Annotated in this window: 24 protein-coding genes; 18 read left to right on the top strand and 6 right to left on the bottom strand. The window is 68.9% G+C overall.

Features of this window, described 5'->3' with window-relative positions:
* The first annotated feature begins 9 nt into the window (after nt 1-9).
* The 7 genes from mtrB (at nt 10) to ABD830_RS33535 (ending at nt 7,359) form a co-directional block, all read left to right on the top strand.
* Nucleotides 10-1,743 (top strand): MtrAB system histidine kinase MtrB, encoded by a 1,734-nt coding sequence (gene mtrB, locus ABD830_RS33565; RefSeq protein WP_378520727.1) that lies wholly within the window; start codon nt 10-12, stop codon nt 1,741-1,743.
* Nucleotides 1,730-3,505 carry an LpqB family beta-propeller domain-containing protein gene (locus ABD830_RS33560; protein WP_344996624.1) on the top strand — a complete coding sequence of 592 codons (1,776 nt, stop codon included), beginning with the start codon at nt 1,730-1,732 and terminating at the stop codon, nt 3,503-3,505. The genes mtrB and ABD830_RS33560 overlap by 14 nt, the downstream gene beginning before the upstream one ends.
* A gap of 74 nt (nt 3,506-3,579) precedes the next feature.
* Complete coding sequence (locus ABD830_RS33555; RefSeq protein WP_344996622.1) at nt 3,580-4,263, top strand: ComF family protein; 684 nt, start codon at nt 3,580-3,582, stop codon at nt 4,261-4,263.
* Between the two features lie 629 nt (nt 4,264-4,892).
* Complete coding sequence (gene hpf, locus ABD830_RS33550) at nt 4,893-5,561, top strand: ribosome hibernation-promoting factor, HPF/YfiA family (RefSeq protein ID WP_344996619.1); 669 nt, start codon at nt 4,893-4,895, stop codon at nt 5,559-5,561.
* Nucleotides 5,562-5,732: 171 nt separating this feature from the next.
* Nucleotides 5,733-6,431 (top strand): response regulator, encoded by a 699-nt coding sequence (locus ABD830_RS33545; protein WP_344996617.1) that lies wholly within the window; start codon nt 5,733-5,735, stop codon nt 6,429-6,431.
* A 126-nt stretch (nt 6,432-6,557) separates the two neighbouring features.
* Nucleotides 6,558-6,932, top strand: a complete 375-nt coding sequence (locus tag ABD830_RS33540; protein ID WP_345002190.1) for a helix-turn-helix transcriptional regulator — start codon at nt 6,558-6,560, stop codon at nt 6,930-6,932.
* 10 nt (nt 6,933-6,942) lie between these two features.
* Nucleotides 6,943-7,359 (top strand): VOC family protein, encoded by a 417-nt coding sequence (locus tag ABD830_RS33535; protein ID WP_344996614.1) that lies wholly within the window; start codon nt 6,943-6,945, stop codon nt 7,357-7,359.
* A gap of 139 nt (nt 7,360-7,498) precedes the next feature.
* On the opposite strand, the gene ABD830_RS33530 is transcribed toward ABD830_RS33535, so the two are convergent.
* Together ABD830_RS33530 and ABD830_RS33525 are read right to left on the bottom strand one after the other, a co-directional pair.
* Complete coding sequence (locus ABD830_RS33530) at nt 7,499-8,689, bottom strand: winged helix-turn-helix domain-containing protein (protein ID WP_344996612.1); 1,191 nt, start codon at nt 8,687-8,689, stop codon at nt 7,499-7,501.
* A gap of 565 nt (nt 8,690-9,254) precedes the next feature.
* On the bottom strand, nt 9,255-9,515 hold the full coding sequence (locus tag ABD830_RS33525) for an HGxxPAAW family protein (protein WP_344996610.1): 261 nt from the start codon (nt 9,513-9,515) through the stop codon (nt 9,255-9,257).
* A gap of 223 nt (nt 9,516-9,738) precedes the next feature.
* Here ABD830_RS33525 and secA point away from each other — a divergent pair, with 223 nt between their 5' ends.
* Nucleotides 9,739-12,528, top strand: a complete 2,790-nt coding sequence (gene secA / locus ABD830_RS33520) for a preprotein translocase subunit SecA (RefSeq protein ID WP_344996608.1) — start codon at nt 9,739-9,741, stop codon at nt 12,526-12,528.
* A 62-nt stretch (nt 12,529-12,590) separates the two neighbouring features.
* On the opposite strand, the gene ABD830_RS33515 is transcribed toward secA, so the two are convergent.
* From ABD830_RS33515 to ABD830_RS33505, 3 genes are all read right to left on the bottom strand, one after another.
* Nucleotides 12,591-13,028: an Rv3235 family protein gene (locus ABD830_RS33515; protein ID WP_344996606.1), complete on the bottom strand. Its 438-nt coding sequence runs from the start codon at nt 13,026-13,028 to the stop codon at nt 12,591-12,593.
* A 228-nt stretch (nt 13,029-13,256) separates the two neighbouring features.
* Nucleotides 13,257-14,570 (bottom strand): PTS transporter subunit EIIC, encoded by a 1,314-nt coding sequence (locus tag ABD830_RS33510; protein WP_344996604.1) that lies wholly within the window; start codon nt 14,568-14,570, stop codon nt 13,257-13,259.
* Nucleotides 14,571-14,598: 28 nt separating this feature from the next.
* Nucleotides 14,599-15,339 carry a GntR family transcriptional regulator gene (locus ABD830_RS33505; protein WP_344996602.1) on the bottom strand — a complete coding sequence of 247 codons (741 nt, stop codon included), beginning with the start codon at nt 15,337-15,339 and terminating at the stop codon, nt 14,599-14,601.
* A 212-nt stretch (nt 15,340-15,551) separates the two neighbouring features.
* Here ABD830_RS33505 and ABD830_RS33500 point away from each other — a divergent pair, with 212 nt between their 5' ends.
* From ABD830_RS33500 to nagZ, 6 genes are all read left to right on the top strand, one after another.
* Nucleotides 15,552-16,586, top strand: a complete 1,035-nt coding sequence (locus ABD830_RS33500; RefSeq protein WP_344996599.1) for an SIS domain-containing protein — start codon at nt 15,552-15,554, stop codon at nt 16,584-16,586.
* Between the two features lie 33 nt (nt 16,587-16,619).
* Complete coding sequence (locus tag ABD830_RS33495) at nt 16,620-16,856, top strand: PTS sugar transporter subunit IIB (RefSeq protein WP_192790232.1); 237 nt, start codon at nt 16,620-16,622, stop codon at nt 16,854-16,856.
* Nucleotides 16,857-16,866: 10 nt separating this feature from the next.
* Nucleotides 16,867-17,307 (top strand): PTS sugar transporter subunit IIA, encoded by a 441-nt coding sequence (locus tag ABD830_RS33490; RefSeq protein WP_344996595.1) that lies wholly within the window; start codon nt 16,867-16,869, stop codon nt 17,305-17,307.
* A gap of 83 nt (nt 17,308-17,390) precedes the next feature.
* A complete protein-coding gene (locus ABD830_RS33485) occupies nt 17,391-17,651 on the top strand; it encodes an HPr family phosphocarrier protein (RefSeq protein WP_344996593.1) in 261 nt (86 codons plus the stop codon).
* The gene (gene ptsP / locus ABD830_RS33480; protein ID WP_378520728.1) at nt 17,648-19,315 is read left to right on the top strand and encodes a phosphoenolpyruvate--protein phosphotransferase; all 1,668 of its coding nucleotides are present in this window, start codon (nt 17,648-17,650) and stop codon (nt 19,313-19,315) included. The genes ABD830_RS33485 and ptsP overlap by 4 nt, the downstream gene beginning before the upstream one ends.
* Before the next feature lie 68 nt (nt 19,316-19,383).
* Nucleotides 19,384-20,688 (top strand): beta-N-acetylhexosaminidase, encoded by a 1,305-nt coding sequence (gene nagZ, locus ABD830_RS33475; RefSeq protein ID WP_344996587.1) that lies wholly within the window; start codon nt 19,384-19,386, stop codon nt 20,686-20,688.
* Here the strand turns inward: nagZ and atpB are convergent.
* Nucleotides 20,685-21,551: a F0F1 ATP synthase subunit A gene (gene atpB / locus ABD830_RS33470; RefSeq protein ID WP_344996585.1), complete on the bottom strand. Its 867-nt coding sequence runs from the start codon at nt 21,549-21,551 to the stop codon at nt 20,685-20,687. The genes nagZ and atpB overlap by 4 nt on opposite strands.
* 140 nt (nt 21,552-21,691) lie before the next feature.
* Between atpB and ABD830_RS33465 the strand changes: the two genes are divergently transcribed.
* The 4 genes from ABD830_RS33465 (at nt 21,692) to ABD830_RS33450 (ending at nt 24,207) form a co-directional block, all read left to right on the top strand.
* Nucleotides 21,692-22,336 carry an HAD family hydrolase gene (locus ABD830_RS33465; protein WP_344996583.1) on the top strand — a complete coding sequence of 215 codons (645 nt, stop codon included), beginning with the start codon at nt 21,692-21,694 and terminating at the stop codon, nt 22,334-22,336.
* Between the two features lie 99 nt (nt 22,337-22,435).
* On the top strand, nt 22,436-22,942 hold the full coding sequence (locus tag ABD830_RS33460) for a DUF6912 family protein (protein ID WP_344996581.1): 507 nt from the start codon (nt 22,436-22,438) through the stop codon (nt 22,940-22,942).
* A 104-nt stretch (nt 22,943-23,046) separates the two neighbouring features.
* Complete coding sequence (locus tag ABD830_RS33455) at nt 23,047-23,490, top strand: DUF2690 domain-containing protein (protein ID WP_344996578.1); 444 nt, start codon at nt 23,047-23,049, stop codon at nt 23,488-23,490.
* A gap of 90 nt (nt 23,491-23,580) precedes the next feature.
* A complete protein-coding gene (locus ABD830_RS33450) occupies nt 23,581-24,207 on the top strand; it encodes an HAD family hydrolase (RefSeq protein WP_344996575.1) in 627 nt (208 codons plus the stop codon).
* Nucleotides 24,208-24,233: the final 26 nt, after the last annotated feature.

Below are 24,233 nucleotides of genomic sequence, written 5' to 3'. Positions count from 1 at the left end.
TGCCCTGCCATGCCCCCGACGACGAAGAGGTCCCGCCGACGGACACTCCGCCAGATTCTCGGCGGCGTTCGCCGGCGGGTGCGTCGTGCGGCGGGCAAAACACGGAGCGTGTGGCGGCGCTCGCTCCAGCTCCAGGTGGTCACCAGCACGCTGGTGATCTCCGTGATCGTGGTGGTGGTGCTCGGCACGTTCCTGTCCGAGCAGATCAACAGGTCGGTCGTGTCGAGCAGCCAGCGCTCGTCCGCCAGCGAGGCGTCCGCCGACCGGCTGCAGATCGCCGACGCGCTCACCCCTGAGGCCGACGACCAGGCCAAGCCCGCCGACAGCGGCAAGAAGGGCGCGGCCAACCCGCTCGACGACGTCATGGACATCGTCACCGGATCGGGCGAGAACGGCTCCAAGAAGCGCTACGACGTCCTGATACTCAACCAGACCTCCCCAGGCCAGTCGCGGGCCTCCGGCGGCGTCGTGCCGATGAACGTGCCGCTGAGCCTGCAGCGCAAGGTGCAGAACGTCGAGTACGGCAAGGCCGTCGGGTCGATCGAGCAGATCAAGTTCGTCGGTGAGAGCCAGCCCAGGCTCACGTACGTGGTCGGCGGCATCGTGCACGTGCCGTCCACCGCCGAGAACTACGAGGTCTACCACTTCTTCCCGTTCACGGACGAAGAGGAGCTGCTGTCCAACGTCCGGCTCGCCATCGTCGTGGTGGGCCTCGGGCTCGTGCTGCTGCTCGCCGCCATCGCTTATCTGGTCGCCCGGCAGGTCGTCACTCCCGTACGGCTGGCGCGCCAGGCCGCGGAGCGCCTCGCCTCCGGCAAACTGGACGAGCGGCTCAAAGTACGCGGCGAGGACGACCTGGCCCGCCTGGCGAACTCGTTCAACGAGATGGCCGCGAACCTGGCACTGAAGATCCACCAGCTGGAGGAGCTCTCACAGGTCCAGCGGCAGTTCGTCTCCGACGTCTCCCACGAGCTGCGCACGCCGCTGACGACCGTGCGCATGGCCGCCGACCTGCTGTACGACGCCCGCGAGGACTTCGACCCGATGGCCGCCCGCTCGGCGGAGCTCATGCAGGCCCAGCTCGAACGGTTCGAGTCGATGCTGGCCGACCTGCTGGAGATCAGCCGCTACGACGCCGGCGCCGCCACGCTCGACCTCGACCCCGTGGACGTGCGCGACGTGGTGCTGCGGGCGATCGCCGACTCCGAGGCGCTGGCCGAGCGGCACTCGACCCGCTTCGAGCTCCGGCTGCCGAACGAGCCGTGCATGGCCGAGATCGACAACCGCAGGGTCGAGCGCATCCTGCGCAACCTGCTGTTCAACGCCATCGAGCACGGCGAGGGCAGGGACATCGTGGTCACCGTGGGCGCCGACAGGGACGCGGTCGCGGTCGCCGTACGCGACCACGGGATCGGGCTGAAGTCCGGCGAGGACACGATGGTGTTCGACCGGTTCTGGCGGGCCGACCCGTCGCGGGCGCGGACGATCGGCGGGACCGGACTCGGGCTGGCCATCTCGCGCGAGGACGCCACGCTGCACGGCGGCTGGCTGCAGGCGTGGGGGCAGCCGGGGGAGGGCTCGCAGTTCCGGCTGACGCTGCCCAGGACCGCCGGGGCCGATCTGAAGGGCTCGCCGCTGTCGCTGGTGCCGCCGGAGATCGAGATGCGCCGTACGTGGCGCACGGCCATGACCCCGGTGCTGCTGCCGGCGTCCGCGGACGGGACCGGCCATGACGAGGACTAGACGCCCCGCCGTAGCGGGGACGGGGCGACGGGCCAGGGCCTGGCGGCTCGCCGCGATGTTCGCGATCGTGGCGGCCATGGTGCTGGCGGGCTCCGGCTGCACCGTGATCCCCGTGACCGGGCCGCTCAACCTCAACGAGGCCGGCAGCAACGATCCGCTGAGCAAGCCGTTCCAGCGGATGATCGCCATCCTGCCCCAGAAGACGTGGGGCCTCGAGCAGACCCTCAGAGGCCTGCAGGCCGCCATGGCGGCCTACGCCGACGACCCGACCGTCCTGCCTCAATACCTGACGCCCGAGGCGCGGGCCAAGTGGAACGCCTCGGGCCCGGTCACGGTGATCGAGGACGACTCCGAGGTCGTGCTGCCGACGGCGCGCGAAGAGCCGGGGCAGGAGCAGAAGGTCACGCTCAAGGGCCGGTGGGTGGCGAGGATCAACGAGGACGACTCGTACGTTCCCACGGGCGGACCCTGGGAGGGCACCTTCGAGCTCGTGCAGGTGCAAGGGGGCGGCTACCGCGTCAAGAGCCTGCCGAACGGGCTGCTGCTCACCCATGCCGACGTGGCGCGCGCGTACCGGGCCACGAACCTCTACTACCTGAACGGCAACACCCGGGACCGGCTGGTCGTCGACCGGGTGCGCCTGCGGCTGAGGCCGACGGAGACCTACGCGCACGCCATTCTGCAGCGCCTGCTCAAGAACCCGACCGGGGCCCTGCAGGGAGCGGTGACGACGAGCTTCCCGCCCGGCACCAAGATCCTGTCGATCAGGTCGGACGAGCGCGTGGTGATCAACCTCTCCGGCCCCATCGACACCCTTGACCCGAGCACCGAGGCCCTGCTGAAGGCCCAGATCAGATACAGCCTCAACAAGAACGAGATCGCCAAGGGCCGCACCATCGAGATCCAGGTGGACGGCGAGCCGTACTCCGTCGACCAGCCCAACTCCGACGATCAGTGGCTGGACGACAGCAGCGACACCGCCTACTACGTCACCAAGGGCGCCGTCCACTACATGGGCAAGGACGGACCCTCGGTCGCCGTGCCCGGCCCGGCGGGGGAGCCGCGCGAGGGCTATTCGGGCTACGCCCTGTCCAAGGACGGCACGCAGATCGCCGCCAAGACCTCGACCGGCATCTCGGTGGCCGGGCTGACGGCGCAGGGGCGCTGGCAGGAGGTCATCCAGGGCGCGAAGCTGACCCTGCCGACGTGGCACCGGGACGGCTCTCTGTGGACCTATGACCAGGAGAACTCCGTCCTGCTGCGCTACGACCCGTCCAGCGGGAAAGCCCCCGAACGGGTGGCCGCCCCCAAGCTGACCGGCCTGGACGTCACCCGGCTCAGGATCGCCAGGGACGGCGTGCGGGTGGTGGTGATGACAGGGGAGAACACCGTCCAGATCGGCGCGCTGACCGGCGAGGCCGGGGGGACGATGCTGGGGAACTTCCAGTTGCTGACCACCACCACGGCGGGCAACAAGATCCTCGACGTCGCCTGGAGCGATGACGAGCACCTGCTCGTACTGGTGGGGAGCAAGGCCGGGCAGACCCTCAACGAGATCAACGTGGGGGACGGTGAGGTCGTGGGGGTGCCGTTGAACGACGTGAACGATCCGGTGACATCGGTGGCGGCGCTGGACGATCGCGTGCTGGCGGAGGCCGACACGGACCAGAGCACCAAGATCTACGAGCTCAACCAGGACCGGCAGACCTGGACCGTCAAGATCGAGTCCGACGCCGGCTCCCCCCTCTTCCCCCTCGGCTGACCCACCTTCCTGGCCCTGCGCCCTCGGGTGGTGGTGGCGCGGAATTGTCGGTCGCGGGCGGCATCCTGGTGCGCGTGCTGAGCGCCGTACTGGATCTCGTCCTGCCCCAAGCCTGCGCCGGCTGCGGCGCCAAAGGGGCGCGGTGCTGCCCGGGGTGCCTGGCCGAGCTCATCGGCGCCCCGGCGCGGCGGCTGCCCGAGCCTGTGCCGCGCGGCCTGCCCGACTGCTGGTCGGCGGCCCCGTACGAAGGCGCGGTGCGCAGGGCGATCGTGGCGTACAAGGAGCGGGGCGCGGTGGTGTTGGCGGGGGTGCTGGCGGAGGCCGCGGCGTTCACCGTCGTGCGGGCGGTCGGCGGCACCGGGGCGTCCTGGGCGGACCGGACGTTCGCGGTGGTGCCGGTGCCCAGCGGGCGGCGGACGCGGCGGCATCGGGGGCACGATCCGGTAGGGCGGTTGGCGGTGCTCGTCACGGGGCGGCTGCGGGCGTTCGGCATGCGGGCCGAGACCTGGGCAGCCCTCGGCCAGGCGAGGCGGGTCGCCGACCAGGCGGGGCTGAGCTCCGCTGAGAGGAGCGCCAATCTCGCCGGGTCACTCCAGGTCCCGGAGGCCGCGAAAGGCCCTCCAGCGGCCTGTGCGCTGCTCCTGGACGACATCGTCACGACCGGGGCGACCCTCGTCGAAGCCACGAGGGCGCTGCGTTCCGCCGGGGTGCGGGTGCCGCTGGCGGTGACCGTGGCCGCGACACGCCGAAGATCTTGAAAAGGATTACGGTCACGCTGTGTAAAGAAAGATCCAAATCATGACCCTCACCTGGAGGTCACATGTCACTTCCCCCAGGGCCGCGATGGGGCTGCTCGGCAGGCTGGAAGCCAGCGCTCATAAGCGTTGCCGATCGGTTAAATAGGGCATTTATGGCCCTCCATATACCCCGGGAAAGTCACGGTACGTGATCCTTTGGCCGATCCTCCGGCTGACATTCGCCCTGGATGCGGATAGCGTTCTGACATGGCACCCGTTCGGGTCCGTGGTTGCGCAGGGCCGGTGATCCCGGCTCTGCTAGCCGATGCCAGCCGCAGGCAAAACGGTCCACGTAAGGCGACTCTTTGTCGACCGATCACGGTGCGGCTTAGGGGTAAGTCCTGCCTTCCCGAGGGTCCAGATGTCCCTCGCCAGAAGAGAAGGGCAGTAGTGGCGACAGAGCTGCGAGACCCTCAGCAGGCGAATGTGGGGTCGAAGACCAGGTCGGCCGGGCGGGTGCCGCCAGAGTTCCCGAGGACGCAGAGTCGGAAGAGGGTAACGGTGAGAGAAAGGCAGACAGCAGACCTCGTCCGACGCGCACGTTGTCGGACGCTCTTGCTCAGTCGTTAGACCGAAAGGGGGGCTGTTGCATGGACATCATCGTCAAGGGCCGGCACACAGGAGTGAGTGATCGGTTCCGAGACCAAGTGACGACCAAGCTGGCCAGGATCGAACGTCTGGACAACAAACTCATCCGAGTCGATGTGGAGGTGTCCAAGGAACGCAACCCGCGTCTCGCCGATCAGCGCGAGCGCGTCGAGCTCACCATTCACTCCCGAGGACCGGCCATTCGCGCCGAAGCCTCGGCCGACGACCGGTTCACAGCCCTCGACATGGCTCTCGACAAGCTGGAAGGCCGCCTCAGGAGACTGGCCGACCGGCGCAAGGTCCATCACGGCAACCACTGCCCGCCCTCGGTGGCGGAGTTCACCGCGACGCTCCCCGACGTCGCCGACCTGGCGCCCCGGACGGAGCCCACCGTCCCCGAGCAGCAGGCCGAGCCCGACGAGGACGAGCTGGCGCGGAGCGACCAGCAGTACGACGACATCGTCCCGATAGAGATGGACGGCGAAGGGCCGCTCGTCGTACGGGAGAAGTTCCACAAGGCGGAACCCATGACCATCGACCAGGCTCTCCTCGAGATGGAGCTGGTCGGACACGATTTCTACCTCTTCCGTGACAAGGAGAGCGGCCAACCGTGTGTCGTTTACGCCAGACGCGGCTATAACTACGGCGTGTTGCGGCTCGTAGAGCCCTGATCGCACGCTAAAAGATCTTCTCGACCACCCGAGAACCGCGGCCACGTGCCATCATGGCGGTTCAACGGCTCTGGCCCCCCGACGAGGAGGAGACGTGAGCGAGCTCAGTCAGGTTCAGATGAGCGAGCGAAGCGAGGGTAAGGCAGTCGCGAGGCACCCCGAGGAGGCCTCGTGACCGAGTCCGGCGAGGCTCGCCCGTCAGCGAGCGAGCCGATCCGCGTGCTGATCGTTGACGATCACGAGCTGATCCGGCGGAGCCTGGCGCTCGCGCTGGCCGCCGAGCCCGACATCGAGGTGGTCGGTGAGGCGAGCGACGGGCAGGAGGCGGTCGAACTAGCCGATCGCCTCATGCCCGACGTCGCCCTCATGGACGTGCGCATGCCGCGGCAGGACGGGATCGAGGCCACGAAGGGCATCAAGGCCTCCGTCCCGAGCACCCGCATCATCATGCTGACGGTGAGCGACGAAGAAGAGGATCTCTTCGAGGCCATCAAGGCGGGGGCCACCGGCTACCTGCTCAAGGACGTCCAGATCAACGACGTTCCGGCCGCCGTGCGCGGCGTCCACGAGGGACAGTCGTTAATCAACCCGGCGATGGCGGCCAAGCTCATCAGCGAGTTCGCGAACATGAGCCGCAAGGAGGCCGAGCGCCCGCCCCAGCTCCCCGTGCCCCGGCTGACCGACCGCGAGATGGAGGTCCTGCGGCTGGTGGCCAAGGGGATGAACAACCGCGAGATCGCCAAGCAGCTGTTCATCTCCGAGAACACCGTGAAGAACCACGTGCGCAACATCCTCGACAAGCTGCAGCTGCATTCGCGGATGGAGGCAGTGGTCTACGCCGTGCGGGAGCGCATGCTGGAGATCACCTAGCGGGGCGCCCGGCTCTCCGAGCAGTTCAGGCCCCTATCGCCCCGACGCCGGCGCCTGGTGCTGTGGGATGCTGGTCGGGTGACGTCGTTGGAGGACCTCGTACGGTTGCGCCGCGCCCGCGACCTGATGGACCGCGACTACGCCAAGCCGCTCGACGTTCCGGCGCTGGCGGGTGTCGCCTTCATGTCGCCGGGCCATTTCTCCCGCAGCTTCCGCGCCGCCTTCGGCGAGACGCCGTACAGCTACCTGATGACGCGCCGGATCGAGCGGGCCAAGGCGCTGTTGCGGCGGGGTGACCTGTCGGTGACGGAGGTCTGCTTCGAGGTGGGCTGTACCTCGCTGGGGTCGTTCAGCTCGCGGTTCACCGAGCTGGTCGGCGAGACCCCGAGCTCGTACCGGGCCCGCCCCCACGACGAGGGCGCCGCCATCCCGGCCTGCATAGCCAAGATCTACACACGCCCGGTGCGCAACGGCGAAGCGAGAACCACCCCTCGCCGGTAGCGTGAGGTGCATGGACCTCAAGCTCTCAACGTGCTTCATCGCCGTCGACGACCACGACAAGGCGATCGCCTTCTACCGGGACGTTCTCGGCCTTGAGGTACGCAACGACGTCGGCTTCGAGGGGATGCGCTGGGTGACGGTCGGCCCGCCGTCGCAGCCCGATGTGAGCATCGTTCTCGAACCGCCTCTCGCGGATCCCAGCGCCTCGCCCGCCGACAAGGAGGCCATGGCAGAGCTCCTGGCGAAGGGCCTGCTGCGGGGTGTCATCTTCGAGACCGACGACTGCGACGCCACCTTCGAGCGCATCAGCGCCGCGGGCGGCGAGGTGCTGCAGGAGCCGATCGACCAGCCGTACGGCGTGCGTGACTGCGCCTTCCGCGATCCCTCCGGCAACATGCTGCGCTTCAACCAGTCCCGCAAGCGGTGAGCGGACCGGTCGCCATCCTGCGGGCGACCGGAAGCCCCTGGTCACAGGCGGCCCTGTCGCTTGCGGCGGAACGCGGCACGCAGCCCCGCCCCAGCTCCGCCTGCGCCACGTGGTGCGCGGGAGGTCGGCGGGTGGTGGATCAGCGCGGCGCGTTCAGGAGGGGGATGAGCTCCGGCGGGTCGGCCCGCTCGACGCGTACGGCCTCGCAACCCACCCACTCGGCGGCCGACCACAGGGCCTCGCTGAAGGCGTCGGCCCACTTGGCGGCCGAGAGGCCCGGCTCCAGGTGGAGCTGCCTGATGACCAGGGTGCTGCCCTCGCGGGCCGGGTCGACGCGGCCGATCAGGCGGCCGCCGGCGAGCACCGGCATCGTGAAGTAGCCGTGGACGCGCTTGTGCTTGGGGACGTACAGCTCGAGCGTGTACTGGAAGCCGAAGACGCGCTCGGTGCGGCCGCGGTGCCAGATGAGGGAGTCGAACGGCGACAGCAGCGTCGTGCGGTGACGGCCGCGCGGCTCGGACTCCAGGGCCGCCGGGTCCGCCCAGGCATTGGGCCTGCCCTTCTTGCCCGGCCAGCCCGTGACCGTCACGGGCGCCAGGCCCGCGGCGCCGCTGTGCAGGAGCTCGTCGAGGACGGCCGCCTGCTCGCCCCTGAGACGGAGGAAGTCGAGCAGATCGGTCCGGTTGGCCACGCCCAGCGAGCGCCCTGCCACGGCGGCCAGGCGGCTGATGCACTCCTCGTCGGAGAGGTCCTCGGCCAGCAGGTCGGCCGGGACCACGCGCTCGGCGAGGTCGTAGACGCGCCGCCAGCCGACGCGGCGGCTGCAGACCAGCTCGCCGATGTCGAGCAGCCACTCCAGGCCGATCTTGGAGTCGGACCAGTCCCACCACGGGCCGCCGTTCTTGGCGCCGCCGACGTCGGTGGTCGTGAGCGGGCCCTGCTCGCGGACCTGCGCGAGGAGCTTGTCGACGCCGTCGGGGACCTCGTGCCAGCGGTAGCGCCTCTTGAGGTATGCCCGGCGCCTGAACGCATAGAGCGGCCAGTGCTCGATGGGCAGGATGCAGGCGGCGTGGCACCAGTACTCGAAGCTCTGGGCGGGGTTGTGCCAGTAGGCCCGCTCGATCTTGGGCCTGCCCACCGCGCCCAGGCGGGCGTATGCGACCAGCTCGTGGGAGCGCGCCAGGACCGAGATCGTGTCGAGCTGCACGGCGCCCAGCCTGCGCAGCATGGCGTGCGCGCCGCCCTTGCGGGCGTCGGCGCCGATCAGGCCCTGCGCACGGAGGACGATTCGGCGCGCCTCGTCGGGGGTGAGCTCGGTGACACCGGTCATGGGGGAAGTTCCGTACGACGTTGCATGCGAGCAATTTGACCTGCACCTCGCCCTGAAGGGACGAGGATTCCCGTGCCGCCTGCGGCGGCAACCCACAGCGCTGGACGCCATAGGTTATGGAACGGGGTGCTTGACGCTTCACAGACCGGGCAACCCCGAAGTCTCCACGTCCTGAGACGACCAGCCCGGCCGCCTTGTTCCATAAAAGCGATCTCCCGCGCGGCTTGGTTATCGCTCGCTTGTTCGACCGCCACTGACTGTAGACCCGGCCACGTCACTGCTGCAAGTGATTTCGGCAAGGTTCCGGGTCCGCTGTGCGCTCCGGTCTACCCCGCCTTCGGCGGGCCATCCCCTGGCGGGGCCGCATTCATCCACGGCCTGAAGGCCGATGGCTTTCTGCGGGTTCTTGGTAACGGCGACGACCGACAGAAACGGCGTTGCGGATGCCTCGCCTCCGGGGGCGATGTCAGTCGCCGGGGAAGCATGAGCGCCGGAGACACGCCCGGGATCCGGGACGCCGGCAGGGCACCCGTTGGGGCGGGTGCCCTGCTCTGCGGAGCCTGCGTCAGCGGTGATCCTCAGCGCGCATGCCCACGCGCGGCGCGTCGATCACGACATCGGTGGTGATGTTGAAGACCAGGGCCAGGATGCCACCCACGACGAACACGCCGGCGCCGACCCAGACGAGCATCCAGTTGGCGGCCGTCATGCCGAAGCCGGCCACCACGGTGCCCACGATCATCACGGTCACCGCCAGCCACGATGACGCACGACCGCCGTGACTGCCGAGATTCTCCGCGTGCTCCGACTTCGTCCCCTCAACCATGCCTAATCCTTCCTTTGCCGGTTATCGCGCTTATTGGTGCGAGCCGGCTCTCAACCGGCATACCCTCTGCCTTGCCCCATTCTCCCAGACAGGTCAGGCGCCCTCGTCGGCACGGTGGCTGTGTCTGGTTGCGGAACCGCCTACGATGGCAACGGGGAAGTTTGTCTCGGCCTCTCCTCCTGGCGACGCCGCCGGGGTAGACCTGCGAGGAGCTTTACATAAAGTGGCAGCCATTCTCGACAAGATCCTACGTGCCGGCGAAGGTAAGACCCTGCGCAAGCTCAAGCGGATTGCAGACCAGGTCAACTCCATCGAGGACGACTTCACGAGCCTGTCCGACGCGGAGTTGCGTGCGCTGACGGCCGAATTCAAGCAGCGCCACGCAGACGGCGAAAGCCTCGATGATCTGCTTCCCGAAGCGTTCGCGACCGTGCGCGAGGCGGCCCGCCGCGTGCTCGGCCAGCGGCCGTACGACGTGCAGATCATGGGCGGCGCCAACCTTCACCTTGGCAACATCTCGGAGATGAAGACCGGTGAGGGCAAGACGCTGACCTGTACGCTGCCGGCGTACCTCAACGCGATCTCCGGCAAGGGCGTCCACGTCGTCACGGTCAACGACTACCTGGCCAAGCGCGACGCCGAGACCATGGGTCGCATCCACCGCTTCCTCGGCCTCGAGGTCGGCTGCATCATCGCCGGCCAGCAGCCGGACGAGCGGCGCAAGCAGTACGAGGCCGACATCACGTACGGCACCAACAACGAGTTCGGTTTCGACTACCTCCGCGACAACATGGCCTGGTCGCTGGAGGAGTGCGCGCAGCGCGGCCACAACTTCGCGATCGTCGACGAGGTCGACTCGATCCTGATCGACGAGGCCCGCACGCCGCTGATCATCTCCGGCCCCGGCGAGCAGTCGGGCAAGTGGTACCAGGAGTTCGCCAAGATCGCGCCGCGGCTGCGCAGGGGCGTCGAGGCGAAGAACCCGGGCGAGGAGAGCACCGGCGACTACATCGTCGACGAGAAGAAGCGCACGGTCGGCATCCTGGAGTCCGGCGTCGAGAAGGTCGAGGACTGGCTCGGCATCGACAACCTCTACAAGCCCGAGCACACCCACCTGGTCGGCTTCCTGAACAACGCGCTCAAGGCGAAAGAGCTGTTCAAGAAGGACAAGGACTACATCGTCGCCGACGGTGAGGTGCTGATCGTCGACGAGTTCACCGGCCGCATCCTCCACGGGCGCCGCTACAACGAGGGCATGCACCAGGCCATCGAGGCCAAAGAGGGCGTGAAGATCAAGGACGAGAACCAGACTCTCGCCACGGTCACCCTGCAGAACTACTTCCGCCTGTACGACAAGCTCGCCGGCATGACCGGTACGGCCGCCACCGAGGCCAACGAGTTCCACCAGACGTACAAGCTGGGCGTCGTCCCCATCCCGACCAACCGCCCGATGGTCCGCAAGGACCAGGCGGACGTGGTCTACAAGAACGAGGACGCCAAGTTCAACGCGGTGGTCGACGACATCAAGCAGCGCTACGAGGCCGGGCAGCCGGTTCTCGTCGGCACCACCTCGGTGGAGAAGTCGGAGCGGCTGTCCAAGGCGCTCAAGCGCCGTGGCGTGCCGCACGAGGTGCTCAACGCTAAGAACCACGCGCGTGAGGCGTCGATCATCGCCGAGGCCGGGCGCAAGGGCGCCGTCACCGTGGCCACCAACATGGCCGGTCGAGGCACCGACATCATGCTGGGCGGCAACTCCGAGTTCCGCGCCGACCTCGAGCTGCGCCAGCGCGGCCTCGACCCGGTCGAGACGCCGGAGGAGTACGAGAAGGCCTACCCCGAGGCGCTGGAGAAGGCCAGGGCGGCGGTCAAGGCCGAGCACGACGAGGTCACCAAGCTCGGCGGCCTCTACGTCCTCGGCACCGAGCGCCACGAGTCCCGCCGCATCGACAACCAGCTCCGCGGCCGCTCCGGCCGTCAGGGTGACCCGGGCGAGTCGCGGTTCTACCTGTCGCTCGGCGACGACCTCATGCGCCTGTTCAACTCGGCCAGGGTCGAGATGATCATGACCAGGTTGCAGATCCCCGACGACCAGCCGATCGAGTCCAACATCGTCTCCAAGGCGATCGCCTCCGCCCAGCACCAGGTCGAGCAGCAGAACTTCGAGATCCGCAAGGAAGTTCTGAAGTACGACGAGGTGATGAACCGCCAGCGCAAGGTCATCTACGCCGAGCGCCTCCGCGTGCTGGAGGGCGCCGACCTGCACGAGCAGGTGCGCGGCTTCATCGGCAACGTGATCGAGGGCTACGTGCAGGGCGCCACCTCCGAGGGCTTCGCCGAGGAGTGGGACCTCGACAAGCTCTGGAAGGCGTTCGGCGAGCTCTACCCGATCTCGGTGCGGATCGACGACCTCATCGAGGAGGCCGGCTCCCGTGAGGAGCTGTCCGCCGAGTTCATCACCGAGAAGGTCAAGGCCGACGCGCTCGCGGCGTACGACAAGCGCGAGGAGGAGTTCGGCCCCGAGACCATGCGCGACCTGGAGCGCCGCGTGATTCTCTCGGTCCTCGACCGGAAGTGGCGCGAGCACCTCTACGAGATGGACTACCTGCGCGAGGGCATCGGCATGCGGGCCTACGCGCAGAAGGACCCGCAGATCGAGTACCAGCGCGAGGGCTTCGAGATGTTCGCCGCGATGCTCGAGGGCATCAAGGAGGACTCCGTCGGCTTCCTGTTCAACCTCGAGGTGGAGGTGCAGGAGAACCCGATCGTCGAGGAGGAGGACGCGGCCATCGCGGAGACCCGCTCGATCATCGCGCGCGGGCTGCGCGGCCCCGAGCGGCCGGCCGAGCTCGAATACTCGGCGCCCGGTGAGCAGGGCGAGGTCGAGCACGTCAAGGTCCGCACCACTTCGGCGGAGCGGGCGGCGTACGGCAACGTGGAGCGTAACGCGCCCTGCCCGTGCGGCTCCGGCAAGAAGTACAAGCGCTGCCACGGCGATCCCAAGAACGCCGCCTGACAGCTCTTCTGAGACCCCCACCTCGGTGGGGGTCTCTTCCTTTTCCAGGCCGTCTCGAAGCCCTAAGCCGTCTCGAAGTCCGTGCAGAGCCATCGCACGCCTCTCCGTTCGAGGCGTACGGCGAGTACGTGGTCGCGCTCCCCGCAATGGATGAGCAGGCACATCTCCACCACGCCGTCGCGGGGCTCCTTCACGTGCACGCTTCCCGCGAACGGCGGCCGGGCCGTCTGGATCATCGGCCCCGCCTGGATGAGCTCCCGGTAGGCGCGGTCCGTGAGCTTGTCGGCCACGGTCTCCGCAGGACGCCGGCCCGCCAGCACCTCGGCCAGGGCCTGTCCCAGGTGGCGCAGCCTGCGCTCGTCGGGGACGGCCCCTGGCGGCCCCCAGACCATCGGGTCCAGGGCCAGGGCGCCGTGGGTCCGGGGAGTCTCGGGCGGCTGGTCCTCGTCGTACGCGGGCTCGGGGGCGGGGGTGATGCCGACGCGGGGGGCGGGTGACACGCATCCTCCAAACTCTTGAGCGAAGAAACAATCGCTTTAAGGAGTTTTCGGGCTGGCCGAGGAATACGAATGCCGCCAACTTCTTCAAGCGTCGATGGAGTTTGTCCGGGTTTGGTGGAGGAAGGCGCTGGAAGTTGGATTCCCTGGCGTGGAGAGCGTGAGGCCTCCGCTATGCCCGAAACGGCACTGAGGGCTGTCCCCAACCGTTCTAGACGCGCACAGACGTGGTTAGGTTTCGCCCGAATCGACGTCCGGCTCGGGTTCGCGGCCCGGGGTCATGATGTTGAGCTTGCGGATGAGGAACGTGAAGACCACGTAGTACACCACTCCGTAAACGACGCCCAATATCAGTATTCCGGCAAGGTTCGCGGTATTCGCCTTGCTGGCGTTCAGCAGCATGTCCAGCAGGCCCGCTGAGAAGCCGAAGCCCAGTTGGCCGCCGATCAACGTGGTCAGGGCCATGGCCAGGCCGGTCAGCACGGCGTGCACCACCAGCAGCAGGGGCGCCACGAAGATGAAGGCGAACTCGATCGGCTCGGTGATCCCCGTGACGAAGGACGCCAGGGCGGCCGACAGCATGATGCCGCCCACCGTGGCCCGGCGGTGCGGCGGGGCCGCGCGCCACATGGCCAGGGCGGCGGCGGGCAGGGCGAACATCATGATCGGGAAGAAGCCGGCCATGAACTGGCCGGAGTGCGGGGCGCCGCCGAAGTAGCAGTTCCAGTCGCCGCCCAGCACACGGCCGCCGACCTCGCACTGCGGCACCACGTACCAGACGACCGAGTTGACGAAGTGGTGCAGGCCCAGAGGGATCAGCAGGCGGTTGACCAGGCCGTAGATCCCGGTCCCTATCGGGCCGATCGAGGTCAGGGCCTCGCCCGCGTGGCGGATCCACTCGCCGATCACCGGCCAGAGCCAGCCGAAGAGCACGCCGATGACCAGCGCCATGATCGAGGTGATGATCGGTACGAATCTGCGCCCACCGAAGAACGCCAGCCAGGACGGCAGCTTGATCCGGTGGAAGCGCTGCCAGAGCAGCGCGGTGACCAGGCCCATGACGATGCCGCCGAGGACCTTGGTCGGGTTCTGCATGCCGTAGTCGATGACCTCCTTGACGCCCTGGGCCTGGACCTCCTTGACGAGGATGGTGTCCCTGATGTCCGAGCCGAAGAACATCACCTTGCTGACCCGGTCGAAGACCAGGTAACCGACCACGGCGGCGAGCGCGGTGGAGCCGTCGGACTTTCGGGCGAAGCCGATCGCCACCCCCACGGCGAACAGCAGCGGCAGGTTCTCGAGGAGCGCCGCGCCGGCCGCGGCCAGCACCTCGGCCACCTGGTTCATCCAGGCGAACCCGGCCACGTCCGCCAGGCCTCCCGGCTCGGCGCCGTTGGAGCCCAGCATGTCGGGCTGGCCGAAGCGCAGCAGCAGGGCTGCTGCGGGCAGGGCGGCGATGGGCAGCATGAGGGAGCGGCCCAGCCGCTGGAGCACGGTCATCACACGAGCGAACGGCGAAGGCCGGGCGGCGGTGGTCTCGTTCACCGGGCGTTCCTCCGAGCCGGGTGAGGCCTCAGCCCCGTCTTACGGGCATTTCCAGGATGGTGCGTAGCTGGTAGCGGTCCGCGCGGTAGGTGGACACGCCCAGCTCCGCACAGACCCCACCGGCGAACGACCTGCGTTGCAGCAACAGTACGGCCCCGCCACGCGGCAGCTTCAGCAGGTCGGCGTCGCTCGGGTCGGCGATGCCGCCGTCGATGGTGAGCTCGCCGGCGTCCATGACCAGGCCGTAGCGGCTCTCCAGCAGCTCGTACAGCGATTTGTCCGACAGATCCAGGGAGCCCAGGTCGGGCGCGAGCTTGACCGGGATGTGCGCCCGTTCGATGGACAGCGGCTCCCCGTCGGCCGTCCGCAGCCGCTCGATGAAGTGCACCTCCTCGCCCGGCTGGATCCCCAGCTCCTTGGCCAGGTGGGCGCTGGCCCGCACGATCCGGCGGTCGAGGTCGCGCGAGCCCGGGATCATGCCTCGTGCCCGCATGTCGTCGGTGAACGACGTCAGCTGCAGGGCCAGTTCGATCTTGGGCCGCGCGACGAACGTCCCCTTGCCCGGCACGCGATGCAGGCGGCCCTCGGACACGAGATGGTCGACGGCCTGCCGCACGGTCATCCTGGACAGGCCGAAGCGCTGGCAGAGCTCCCGCTCGGACGGGATGGCCGCCCCGATGCTGAGCTCGTCGCTGTCAATGAGGTCCAGCAGGATCTCGCGTAGCTGGAAGTACTTGGGCACCGGGCTGTCCGGATCGATGTGCGCCACGGATCCTCCCCTCGATGATCAAATAAGAAATCTGCGATACGGACTGCCGCTACGGGCCTTTACCAGGCACAAGGGTAGGGCGGCAGTCTGCTGAGCAGATTTCTTGTTTGTTGGACATCAGCTATGGTTCGTACTGGTCTAGTCCGGACTAGACCACATGTCGCAAAAGACGGTCAAGTCCGCACCTCAGCCGATCAAGGAAAGAGTCCGAGATGACCACGAAGATGCGCAGCGAGATCGCCGAGCAGCCGGCCGCGCTGCGGGCCACGCTGGACGCCCTGCTGCCGAGGGTCGGTGAGGTGAGGGCGGTGGCCGAGCAGACTCGCCAACTGCTGTTCATCGCACGGGGCACCTCCGACAACGCAGCAGTGTACGGGCGGTACCTGGTCGAATCACACGCGGGCCGCCTGGCCGCGCTCGCCGCGCCCTCGATCGCGACCACGTACAAGCGCCGGCTCGACCTGGACGGGGTGCTGGCCGTCGCGATCTCCCAGTCGGGGCGCACGGAGGAGATCGTCGAGACGCTGGCCTGGGCCAAGGAGTGCGGGGCCACGACCGTCGGCATCACGAACGGGGGCGAGCAGAGCCCCCTCGCGCAGGCCGCCGACGTGGCTCTGTGCACGGTCGCCGGGGAGGAGAAGGCCGTTCCCGCGACCAAGACGTACACGACGCAGCTCGCCGCGCTGGCCGTGCTCGCGCTGGGCCTGGGCGCCGACGTGGACGCGGACGACCTGCGGCGGGTGCCCGAGGCGGTGGAGAAGCTGATCGCCGAGCCGGGCGATCTGGACGCCGTGGTCGAGGGGCTGTCCGACAAGCCGGGCGTCGTCGTGTCCGGGCGCGGGCTGGCGTTCTCGACGGCCCTGGAGACGGCGCTGAAGCTCAAGGAGGCGTGCTACCTGCACGCCATGGGCCTGTCGTACGCCGACCTGCTGCACGGCCCCATCGCCGTGGTCGACGCCGACACCCCGGCGCTGCTGGTCGCCGCCCAGAACAGCCCGACGCTGTCCGGGACGATCGCGCTGGCCGAGCGGGTGGTGGCCGCGGGCGCGGCGGCGTACACGATCGGGGGCGGCGAGGCGCTGGCACGGGCGGGCACGGCCGCGCTGAACGGCCCTGACCTGCCCGAATGGGTGGCGCCGATGGGCCTGATCGTGCCGGGGCAGCTGCTCACGGAGGCGCTGGCCCGCCGGCTCGGCATCGATCCCGACGCGCCGCGCGGGCTGAACAAGGTCACCCAGACCGACTGAAATAGCCTGGGCACGAGAGCGAGGGAGGGCCGGATGGCGGCGGATGCGAATGCGATCATCGCCGGGCTCGGCGGCGCCGACAACATCATCGAGATCGAGCCCTGCATCACCCGGTTGCGTACGGAGGTGCATGACGCGTCCAAGGTCGACCAGGCCGCGCTCAAGGCGGCGGGTGCGCACGGTGTGATGGCAGCGGGAAACGTGGTCCAGGTCGTCGTGGGGCCTGAGGCGGACACCATCGCCAGCGACATCGAGGACATCATCGGCTAAGGGCGAGATCATGACGACTGTTCTCGCCCCGGTCGAGGGGGAGGCCGTGCGGCTGGCCGCCGTGCCCGATCCGGTGTTCTCGGCGGGGCTCGTCGGGCCGGGAGCGGCGATCGATCCGCTCAGGGGCCCGGGGAAGGCCGTGGCCCCCATCGCGGGAAAAATCATGAAACTGCATCCGCACGCGTACGTGATCGTGGGAGACGACGGCAAGGGCGTGCTGGTGCACCTGGGCATCGACACCGTCCAGCTCAGAGGCGAGGGGTTCCAGCTCCTGGCCGCCGAGGGGGACAGGGTGAGCGCCGGGCAGCCCGTCGTGGCCTGGGACCCGGCGGTCATCGAGGCGGGCGGGCGCTCTCCCGTCTGCCCCGTCGTGGCACTCGACGCCGACTTCGTGAGCGGAGTCGCTGAGGGGGCAGTGCATGTGGGAGACGAGCTTTTCCGATGGGACTAGCCACGGCGGCCGAGGCGTCACAATGAACGGGCGCTATCACATGAAAGGTCCGGCTGGTCTGGACCGGCACAGAAGGAGGAGTAATGGCTGAGCGCAAGGTCACCGTGGCCGCGGAGGTAGGGCTGCACGCCCGACCCGCCGCGACGTTCGTCCAGCGGGCCAAGAAGGCCCCCATGGACATCACGGTGACGAAGTCCCACGGCGGGGAGAAGGTCAACGGCAAGAGCATCCTCGCCATCATGGCGCTCGACGTCAGGCAGGGTGAGACCGTCGTGATCAGCGCGGAGGGCGAGGGCTCGGAAGAGGTCCTCGACGAGCTGGCCGAGATCGCCGGCACGCCATGAACCTGCGGGGGGTGGGGGTCAGCCCGGGCATCGGGCACGGCCCCGCTTACGTGCTCACCGCCTCCGTGCCCGAACCCCCCGAGGGCGCCACCTACACCGGCGAGGCTGAGCAGGAGAAGGAGCGCGCGATGGTCGCGCTCACGCAGGTCGCGGGCGAGCTGGAGGCCCGCGGCAACCGTGCGGGCGGCGAGGCCGAGGAGATACTCAAGGCCCAGGCGCTGATGGCCGAGGACCCCGGGCTGGTTGTGAAGGTGCGAACGCTGATCGACCGCGGCCTGGCCGCCCCCAGGGCGGTCTTCGAGGCCTTCACGAAATATCAGGCCGTGCTGGCCGGCTCCGGCGGCTACCTGGGCGAGCGGGCCGCCGACCTCGACGACATCAGGGACCGCGTGATCGCGATCCTCTACGGTCACGCCATGCAGGGGCTCCCGATCTCTCCCAAGGAGCCGTACGTGCTGGTCGCCAGGGACCTCGCGCCCGCCGACACGGCGCTGCTGCGCAAGCAGGACGTCGCCGCGTTCGTCACCGAGGAGGGCGGGCCCACCAGCCACACCGCGATCATCGCCAGGGCGATGGGCGTGCCCGCCGTCGTGGCCTGCGGGGGCGCGACCGCCATCCCGCCGGGCGTCCGGGTGATGGCCGACGGCACCTCGGGAGACGTGCGCGTGGAGCCCGCCGCGTCCGACGTGGCCGAGGCGGTCGGCGCCGACACCGCCAGGCAGACCGCGTTCGCCTCGGCGAAGGGCCCCGGCAGGACCGCCGACGGGCACGCGGTTCCGCTGCTCGCGAATATCGGCGGCCCCTCCGAGCTCGACGACGCCGTCAGCGCCGGCGCCGAGGGCGTCGGGCTCTACCGGACCGAGTTCCTCTTCCTCGACAGGGCCGAGCCGCCCTCCGCCGAGGAGCAGCGGCGCGCCTACCGGGCCGCGCTCGAGGCGTTCCCCGGCGGCAAGGTGGTCGTGCGGACGCTGGACGGCGGTGCCGACAAGCCGCTGGCGTTCCTGCCCGCGCCCGCCGAGCCGAACCCGGCGCTGGGGGAGCGGGGGCTGCGCAGGTTCAGGCGGTTCCCCGAGGTCATGGACGCGCAGCTCGGCGCGCTGGCGGCCGTGGCGTCCCCGGGGCTCCAGGTCATGGCGCCGATGGTGGCCACGGCCGAGGAGGCCGGGTGGTTCGCGCAGGAGTGCCGGGCCAGGGGCCTGAGAGACGTGGGTGTGATGATCGAGATCCCGTCGGCCGCGCTGCGGGCCCGCGAACTGCTCGTCCGGGCGGACTTCGTCTCGATCGGCACCAACGACCTCGCCCAGTACGCCTTCGCCGCCGACCGCCAGGTCGGGGCCGTGAGCGCGCTGCACGACCCGTGGCTGCCCGCGCTGCTCGACCTGGTGGCCATGACCGCGACCGCCGCCTCGGACGCGGGCAAGCCGTGCGGCGTCTGCGGCGAGTCGGCCGCCGACCCGGCGCTGGCCTGCGTGCTCGTCGGGCTCGGGGTCTCCACGCTGTCGATGGGGGCCGCCGCGCTGCCCGCCGTACGCGCGGGGCTGGCCGCGCACACGCTGGACCAGTGCCGCCGCGCCGCCGAGGCCGCGCGGGCACAGCCGACGGCGGCCTACGCGCGTGCGGCGGCCCGCGCCCACCTGCCCGGGCTCGACCGGCTCGGACTGTAACCCGACGCGCCCGGTAGAGGGTAAAGGGAAGGTCTCGGCCGGGTCGTCGGATGGATACCTTTGGAGGCATGCTTCGACGGATCGGTACGGCAGGCCTCCTCACGCTCGCTCTCACCGCCTGTGCCGGCAGCGGCGGATCGGCGGGCGCGACCCCCACCGGAGGCGGCAAGGCCGCGCCGCCCGCGCAGACCACGGCACCCGAGACCGCGACCCCGCAGAGCCCGCCGCAGGCCCAGGGGGGCACAGTCGGGCGCGCCCTGTCGAAGATGAGCGTGCAGGAGAAGGTCGGCCAGCTCTTCATGCCCGTCCTGTACGGCACCGCGGCCGACACGGTGTCGGGCGAGAACCAGGCCAGGTACGGCGCCGGCACCCCGGCCAAGGTGATCGCGAAGTACCATCTCGGCGGCGTGATCCTCTTCCCGCACAACATCAAGGGCGTCGGCCAGGTCGTCGGCCTCACCACCGGCCTGCAGAAGTCGTCCAGGGAGGTCCCGCTCCTGATTGGCACCGACCAGGAGAACGGCCTGGTGGCCAGGATGTCCGCGCTCATGACCGACTTCCCCGGCGCCGCCGAGATCGGCGCGACCAAGGACCCCGACCTGGCCAGGGCCGTGGCCAAGGCCACCGGCGACGAGCTGCGCGCGCTCGGCGTCAACCTCGACTTCGCCCCGGTCGCCGACGTGAACGTGAACCCGGACAACCCGGTCATCGGCCGCCGGGCCTACGGCGACGATCCGGCGCGGGTGGCGAAGATGGTGGCGGCGGCGGTCAAGGGCTTCGGCGCGTCCAAGGTGGCCGCCACCGCCAAGCACTTCCCCGGCCACGGCGACACCGACGTCGACAGCCACACCGGGCTGCCCGTGATCAAGCACACGAAGGCCCAGTGGGAGCGGATCGACGCGCCGCCGTTCAAGGCCGCCATCGGCGCGGGCGTGGACGCCGTGATGAGCGCCCACATCGTCTTCCCCAAGCTCGACCCGTCGAGGGACCCGGCCACGCTCTCCAAGCCCATCCTGACCGGCCTGCTCAGGCAGAAGCTCGGCTTCAAGGGGGTGATCTCCACCGACGCGCTCAACATGGAGGGCGTGCGCAAGAAGTACGACGACGGGGAGATCGCGGTGCGGGCCGTCCTCGCCGGGGCCGACCTGCTGCTCATGCCGAACGACCTGCAGAAGGCTTATCAGGCGGTGCTGGCGGCGGTGAAGTCCGGCCGGATCTCGCAGCAGCGGCTCGACCAGTCGGTCACCCGGCTGCTCACGCTCAAGCAGAAGCGGGGATTCCTGGCCAAGGCCCCCGTGGCCGACGCGGATGAGGCAGCCCGCGTGCTGCGCTCCGCGGAGCACCGCAAGCTGGCCGCCCGTGCCGCCGGTTAGTGCGAGCCGCGCAGCCCGCTGGCGATGAACATCCCGGCCAGCATGGCGAACAGGAACGCCTGCAGGAACTGGATGAGGATCTCCAGCGCGGTCATCACGATCGTCATCGCCACGCCGAGGACACCGAGGCCCGCGCCCAGCGGGGTGAGCCGCTCGAACAGGAACCAGAAGCCCACCGAGCTGAAGAAGGCCACGATGATGTGGCCGGCGAACATGTTCGCGAACAGCCGGATGAAGTGGGTGAACAGTGACGTGATGAACACCTCGGCCAGGATCATCGGGGCGTAGAGCCCGTACGCCCAGCCCGGCAGGCCGGGCAGGTGCACGATGCCCCGCAGGTAGCCGCGCACGCCGTGGTGCCGGACGCCGAGGTAGATCTTGATGACGTACACGGTGACCGCCAGCACCAGCGGGAAGGCGACGTGCGCGGCCACGGGGAACTGGATGAGCGGGATGACGCCCATCAGGTTCCAGATGAGCACGGTCAGGAAGACCGTGAAGAGGAAGCCCATCCAGCGGTCGGAGTCCTTGCCGAGGTTGGGCTTGGCGATCTGCTCGCGCACGAACTCGTACGCGTACTCGCCGATGCTCTGCCAGCCACGTGGGATGATCTTCGGCTTGGCGAACGCGGCCCAGCACACGGCGATGGCGATGGCCGCGCTGAGCAGGGCGATGAGCACGGGTTTGGTGAGCCATTCCGGGCCGCCGGGGAAGATCGGCGGGAACTGGAACAGCTCGGTTCCGGGGGCGGTCCAGTGATCTGGGGAGGCGGTCAGGCCATTGGAGGCGGTCAGGCCATTGGAGGTGATCAGGCCATTGGAGGCGGTCAGGCCATTGGAGGTGATCAGGATCGTCGTCCGCACGGCGGTCCTTTCTGGTAGCGAGCTATCGCTGGAGAATCACCATAACGGCATATTTCGGACATTCTTTTTGTGGGGTTTTGCCGATTAACAAACGCCGAGTCGTGTAAAGGCGACATCCGGGACTGCTCTACGCTGGAAGCGTGCTTACGGGTGTGCTCATCGACTGGGGCGGGGTGCTGACGACCGGCCTCTCCGACGCCATCGCGCGCTGGATCGCGGCCGACAGGATCGACGGCGACCACTACCGCGACGTGATGCGGAAGATGATCGACCACGCCTACCACGGTGACGGCGAGAGCGTCGTCCACGCGCTGGAGCGGGGTGAGATCGACGGCTCGGCTTTCGAGCGTGACCTGGCCGCGAGGCTGCTGACCGTGGACGGCGTGCCGCCCGTGGCCGACGGGCTGCTGGCCCGGATGTTCGCGGGATTCGAACGCGTTGACGCAATGTACGACATGCTCCGCGAAGTTCGGAAAAATGGTGTCAAAACGTGTTTGGTCTCTAACTCATGGTCGAATGAGTATCCCCGCCACGACTGGGACGAGTTCTTCGACGCGGTCGTGATCTCCGGCGAGGTCGGCATGCGCAAGCCCGAGCCGCGCATCTTCCACCACGCGCTCGAGCAGATCGGGCGCGGCGGCGAGGAGTGCGTGTTCATCGACGACATCGAGGCCAACATCGTGGCCGCCCGCGCGCTCGGCATCGCCGGCATCCACCACAGCGACGCGAACTCGACCATCGCGGAACTCGAGACCCTCCTCCGCCTCACGTTGCGACGGGCATGATAGATCCCTTGCAAGGTTGAGACGGATCCGCAGCGCAGCGAGGACATCCGTCTCAACGCCGCCGAGCGGAGCTCGGCCAGAAAGCACGAAAGGTTCGTCATGCGCGTCTATCTGCCGTGCACTCTCCCGGCACTGGCCACGGCGGTGCAGGCGGGGGAGTTGGGCCCGGCCCCGCTGACCGGCTACGCGGTCACCCCCGCGCTGACCGAGTGGTATGCCTCGGGTGACACCGAGGAGCTCGAATACGTGGCGCTCACCGAGGCGGCTCGCGCCTCGCTGCGGATGCTCGCCGCCGACCTCGCGGACGGCCTCGAGGCCGCGCCGCGGCGCGTGGTGGTCGCGGCCGAGGTGCCCGACCGCTCGGTCTCCGCGGGGGCCGATCTGGAGGAACGGGCGAGAGTACGCCTCGCCGACCCGATCCCGCTGGCCAAGGTGGCCGCGGTGCACATCGACGACCACGAGGCCGGCCCCGACATCGAGGCCGCCGTCGCCGCGCTGCCCGCCGCCGACGCGGGCGACGACGACGCGAGGTTCACCGTGGACGGGGCCGAGGCGCACGAGCTCATGTGGTACGCCACGCAGGAAATTCCCGACTTGCTGCGTTGATAACGGTGAGATCACATAGATCACCGTTCCGTGAACGTCCGGAGCCCGGTCTCGCTAAGGTCCCGACGCAGCACTGTCAGTTAGATGCAAGGAGTCGGTCCCAAGTGAAGCTTCGAGTCGCGGCCGCCGCCGCGGGCGCCATGGCAGCGGTCCTGCTGGCGGGCACGCCCGCGAACGCGCAGGCCAAGCCGTACGACCACCAGGACCCGGCCAAGTCAGGTTGCTGGAACGCGGCCAAGGTGGTCCGGACGGCCGACATCAAGATGCGGCGCGAATCAGTCGGGACGATCAAACTGTGGTGGTCCTTCAAGTGCAAGACCAACTGGGTGGAGATCAGGACATCCTCGGCCGCGACCGGCACCATCAGCGTTTTCGCGGGCGACGGCCGGAATGACAAGTTCAGCTTCAAGGCGGGCAACAAGGGCAAGCACTGGGGGAACATGATCTGGGCGAACAACATGTGCGCCTATGGCCAGGCCTCCGTGCGGTGGAACGGCGGCCGCGGCGGCCAATACGGCTCCGGCAGCACCACCAAGGCCTGCAAGTAGCTCTTCGCGGGAGGCCGTGGCCGGATGGTCGCGGCCCCCGCCCTTGACGTTCATCGAGTTGTCACACGTGCCGTCTAAGCTAGTCGCAACATGACGACGCACATCATCTGGGATTGGAACGGCACCCTCTTCCACGACATCGACGCCGTGGTCGGTGCCACCAACGAGGTCTTCAAGCCGTACGCGCTTCCTGTCCTGACCGCCGAGGGCTTCCGCGCGGTCTACACCCGGCCCATCTGGGTCGCCTACGAGCGCCTGCTCGGCCGTCCCCTGGCCGAGGGCGAGTGGCAGTTGCTGGACGACGGGTTCCACGAGCACTATTTCCGGCTGAGCGAGGTCTGCGGGCTGGCCGACGACGCCGAGCTCGCCCTGACGAGCTGGACGGGCACCCAGTCGCTCTGCTCGATGGCGCCGCACGCCCACCTGGTGCCCAAGGTCGAGTCGTTCGGCATCACCAGGCACTTCAACCGGATCGACGGGCTGCTCGGCACCACGGGCGGCGAGAAGGCCGCGCACATGGTGGCGCACATCGAGTCCATCGCCGTGGACCCCCGCGAGATCCTGGTGATCGGCGACAGCGTGGACGACGGGCTCGCCGCCAAGCACGTGGGGGCCAGGGCGGTGCTCTACACGGGTGGGATGACCACCAGGGCCGAGCTGGAGGGCACCGGCCTTCCCGTGGTCGACACCCTCTCCGCCGCGCTGGAGTACGCGTAGGGCAGTCCATGCCCAAATCGCCCAGG

Source organism: Nonomuraea helvata, from assembly GCF_039535785.1.
Taxonomy (GTDB): Bacteria; Actinomycetota; Actinomycetes; order Streptosporangiales; family Streptosporangiaceae; genus Nonomuraea; species Nonomuraea helvata.
The sequence above is the reverse complement of the archived record's forward strand: the minus strand, read 5'-3'. Positions and strand labels throughout refer to the sequence as shown.

Excerpts from the sequence above, each read along its gene's own strand:
- ABD830_RS33535 (WP_344996614.1), top strand. The coding sequence starts at position 6,943 with ATGGACCTCAAGCTCTCAACGTGCTTCATCGCCGTCGACGACCACGAC.
- ABD830_RS33450 (WP_344996575.1), top strand. The coding sequence starts at position 23,581 with ATGACGACGCACATCATCTGGGATTGGAACGGCACCCTCTTCCACGAC.
- ABD830_RS33490 (WP_344996595.1), top strand. The coding sequence starts at position 16,867 with ATGACGACTGTTCTCGCCCCGGTCGAGGGGGAGGCCGTGCGGCTGGCC.
- ABD830_RS33495 (WP_192790232.1), top strand. The coding sequence starts at position 16,620 with ATGGCGGCGGATGCGAATGCGATCATCGCCGGGCTCGGCGGCGCCGAC.
- ABD830_RS33500 (WP_344996599.1), top strand. The coding sequence starts at position 15,552 with ATGACCACGAAGATGCGCAGCGAGATCGCCGAGCAGCCGGCCGCGCTG.
- ABD830_RS33525 (WP_344996610.1), bottom strand. The coding sequence starts at position 9,515 with ATGGTTGAGGGGACGAAGTCGGAGCACGCGGAGAATCTCGGCAGTCAC.
- ABD830_RS33460 (WP_344996581.1), top strand. The coding sequence starts at position 22,436 with ATGCGCGTCTATCTGCCGTGCACTCTCCCGGCACTGGCCACGGCGGTG.
- mtrB (WP_378520727.1), top strand. The coding sequence starts at position 10 with ATGCCCCCGACGACGAAGAGGTCCCGCCGACGGACACTCCGCCAGATT.
- nagZ (WP_344996587.1), top strand. The coding sequence starts at position 19,384 with ATGCTTCGACGGATCGGTACGGCAGGCCTCCTCACGCTCGCTCTCACC.
- hpf (WP_344996619.1), top strand. The coding sequence starts at position 4,893 with ATGGACATCATCGTCAAGGGCCGGCACACAGGAGTGAGTGATCGGTTC.
- ABD830_RS33540 (WP_345002190.1), top strand. The coding sequence starts at position 6,558 with ATGGACCGCGACTACGCCAAGCCGCTCGACGTTCCGGCGCTGGCGGGT.
- ABD830_RS33530 (WP_344996612.1), bottom strand. The coding sequence starts at position 8,689 with ATGACCGGTGTCACCGAGCTCACCCCCGACGAGGCGCGCCGAATCGTC.
- ABD830_RS33485 (WP_344996593.1), top strand. The coding sequence starts at position 17,391 with ATGGCTGAGCGCAAGGTCACCGTGGCCGCGGAGGTAGGGCTGCACGCC.
- ABD830_RS33560 (WP_344996624.1), top strand. The coding sequence starts at position 1,730 with ATGACGAGGACTAGACGCCCCGCCGTAGCGGGGACGGGGCGACGGGCC.
- ptsP (WP_378520728.1), top strand. The coding sequence starts at position 17,648 with ATGAACCTGCGGGGGGTGGGGGTCAGCCCGGGCATCGGGCACGGCCCC.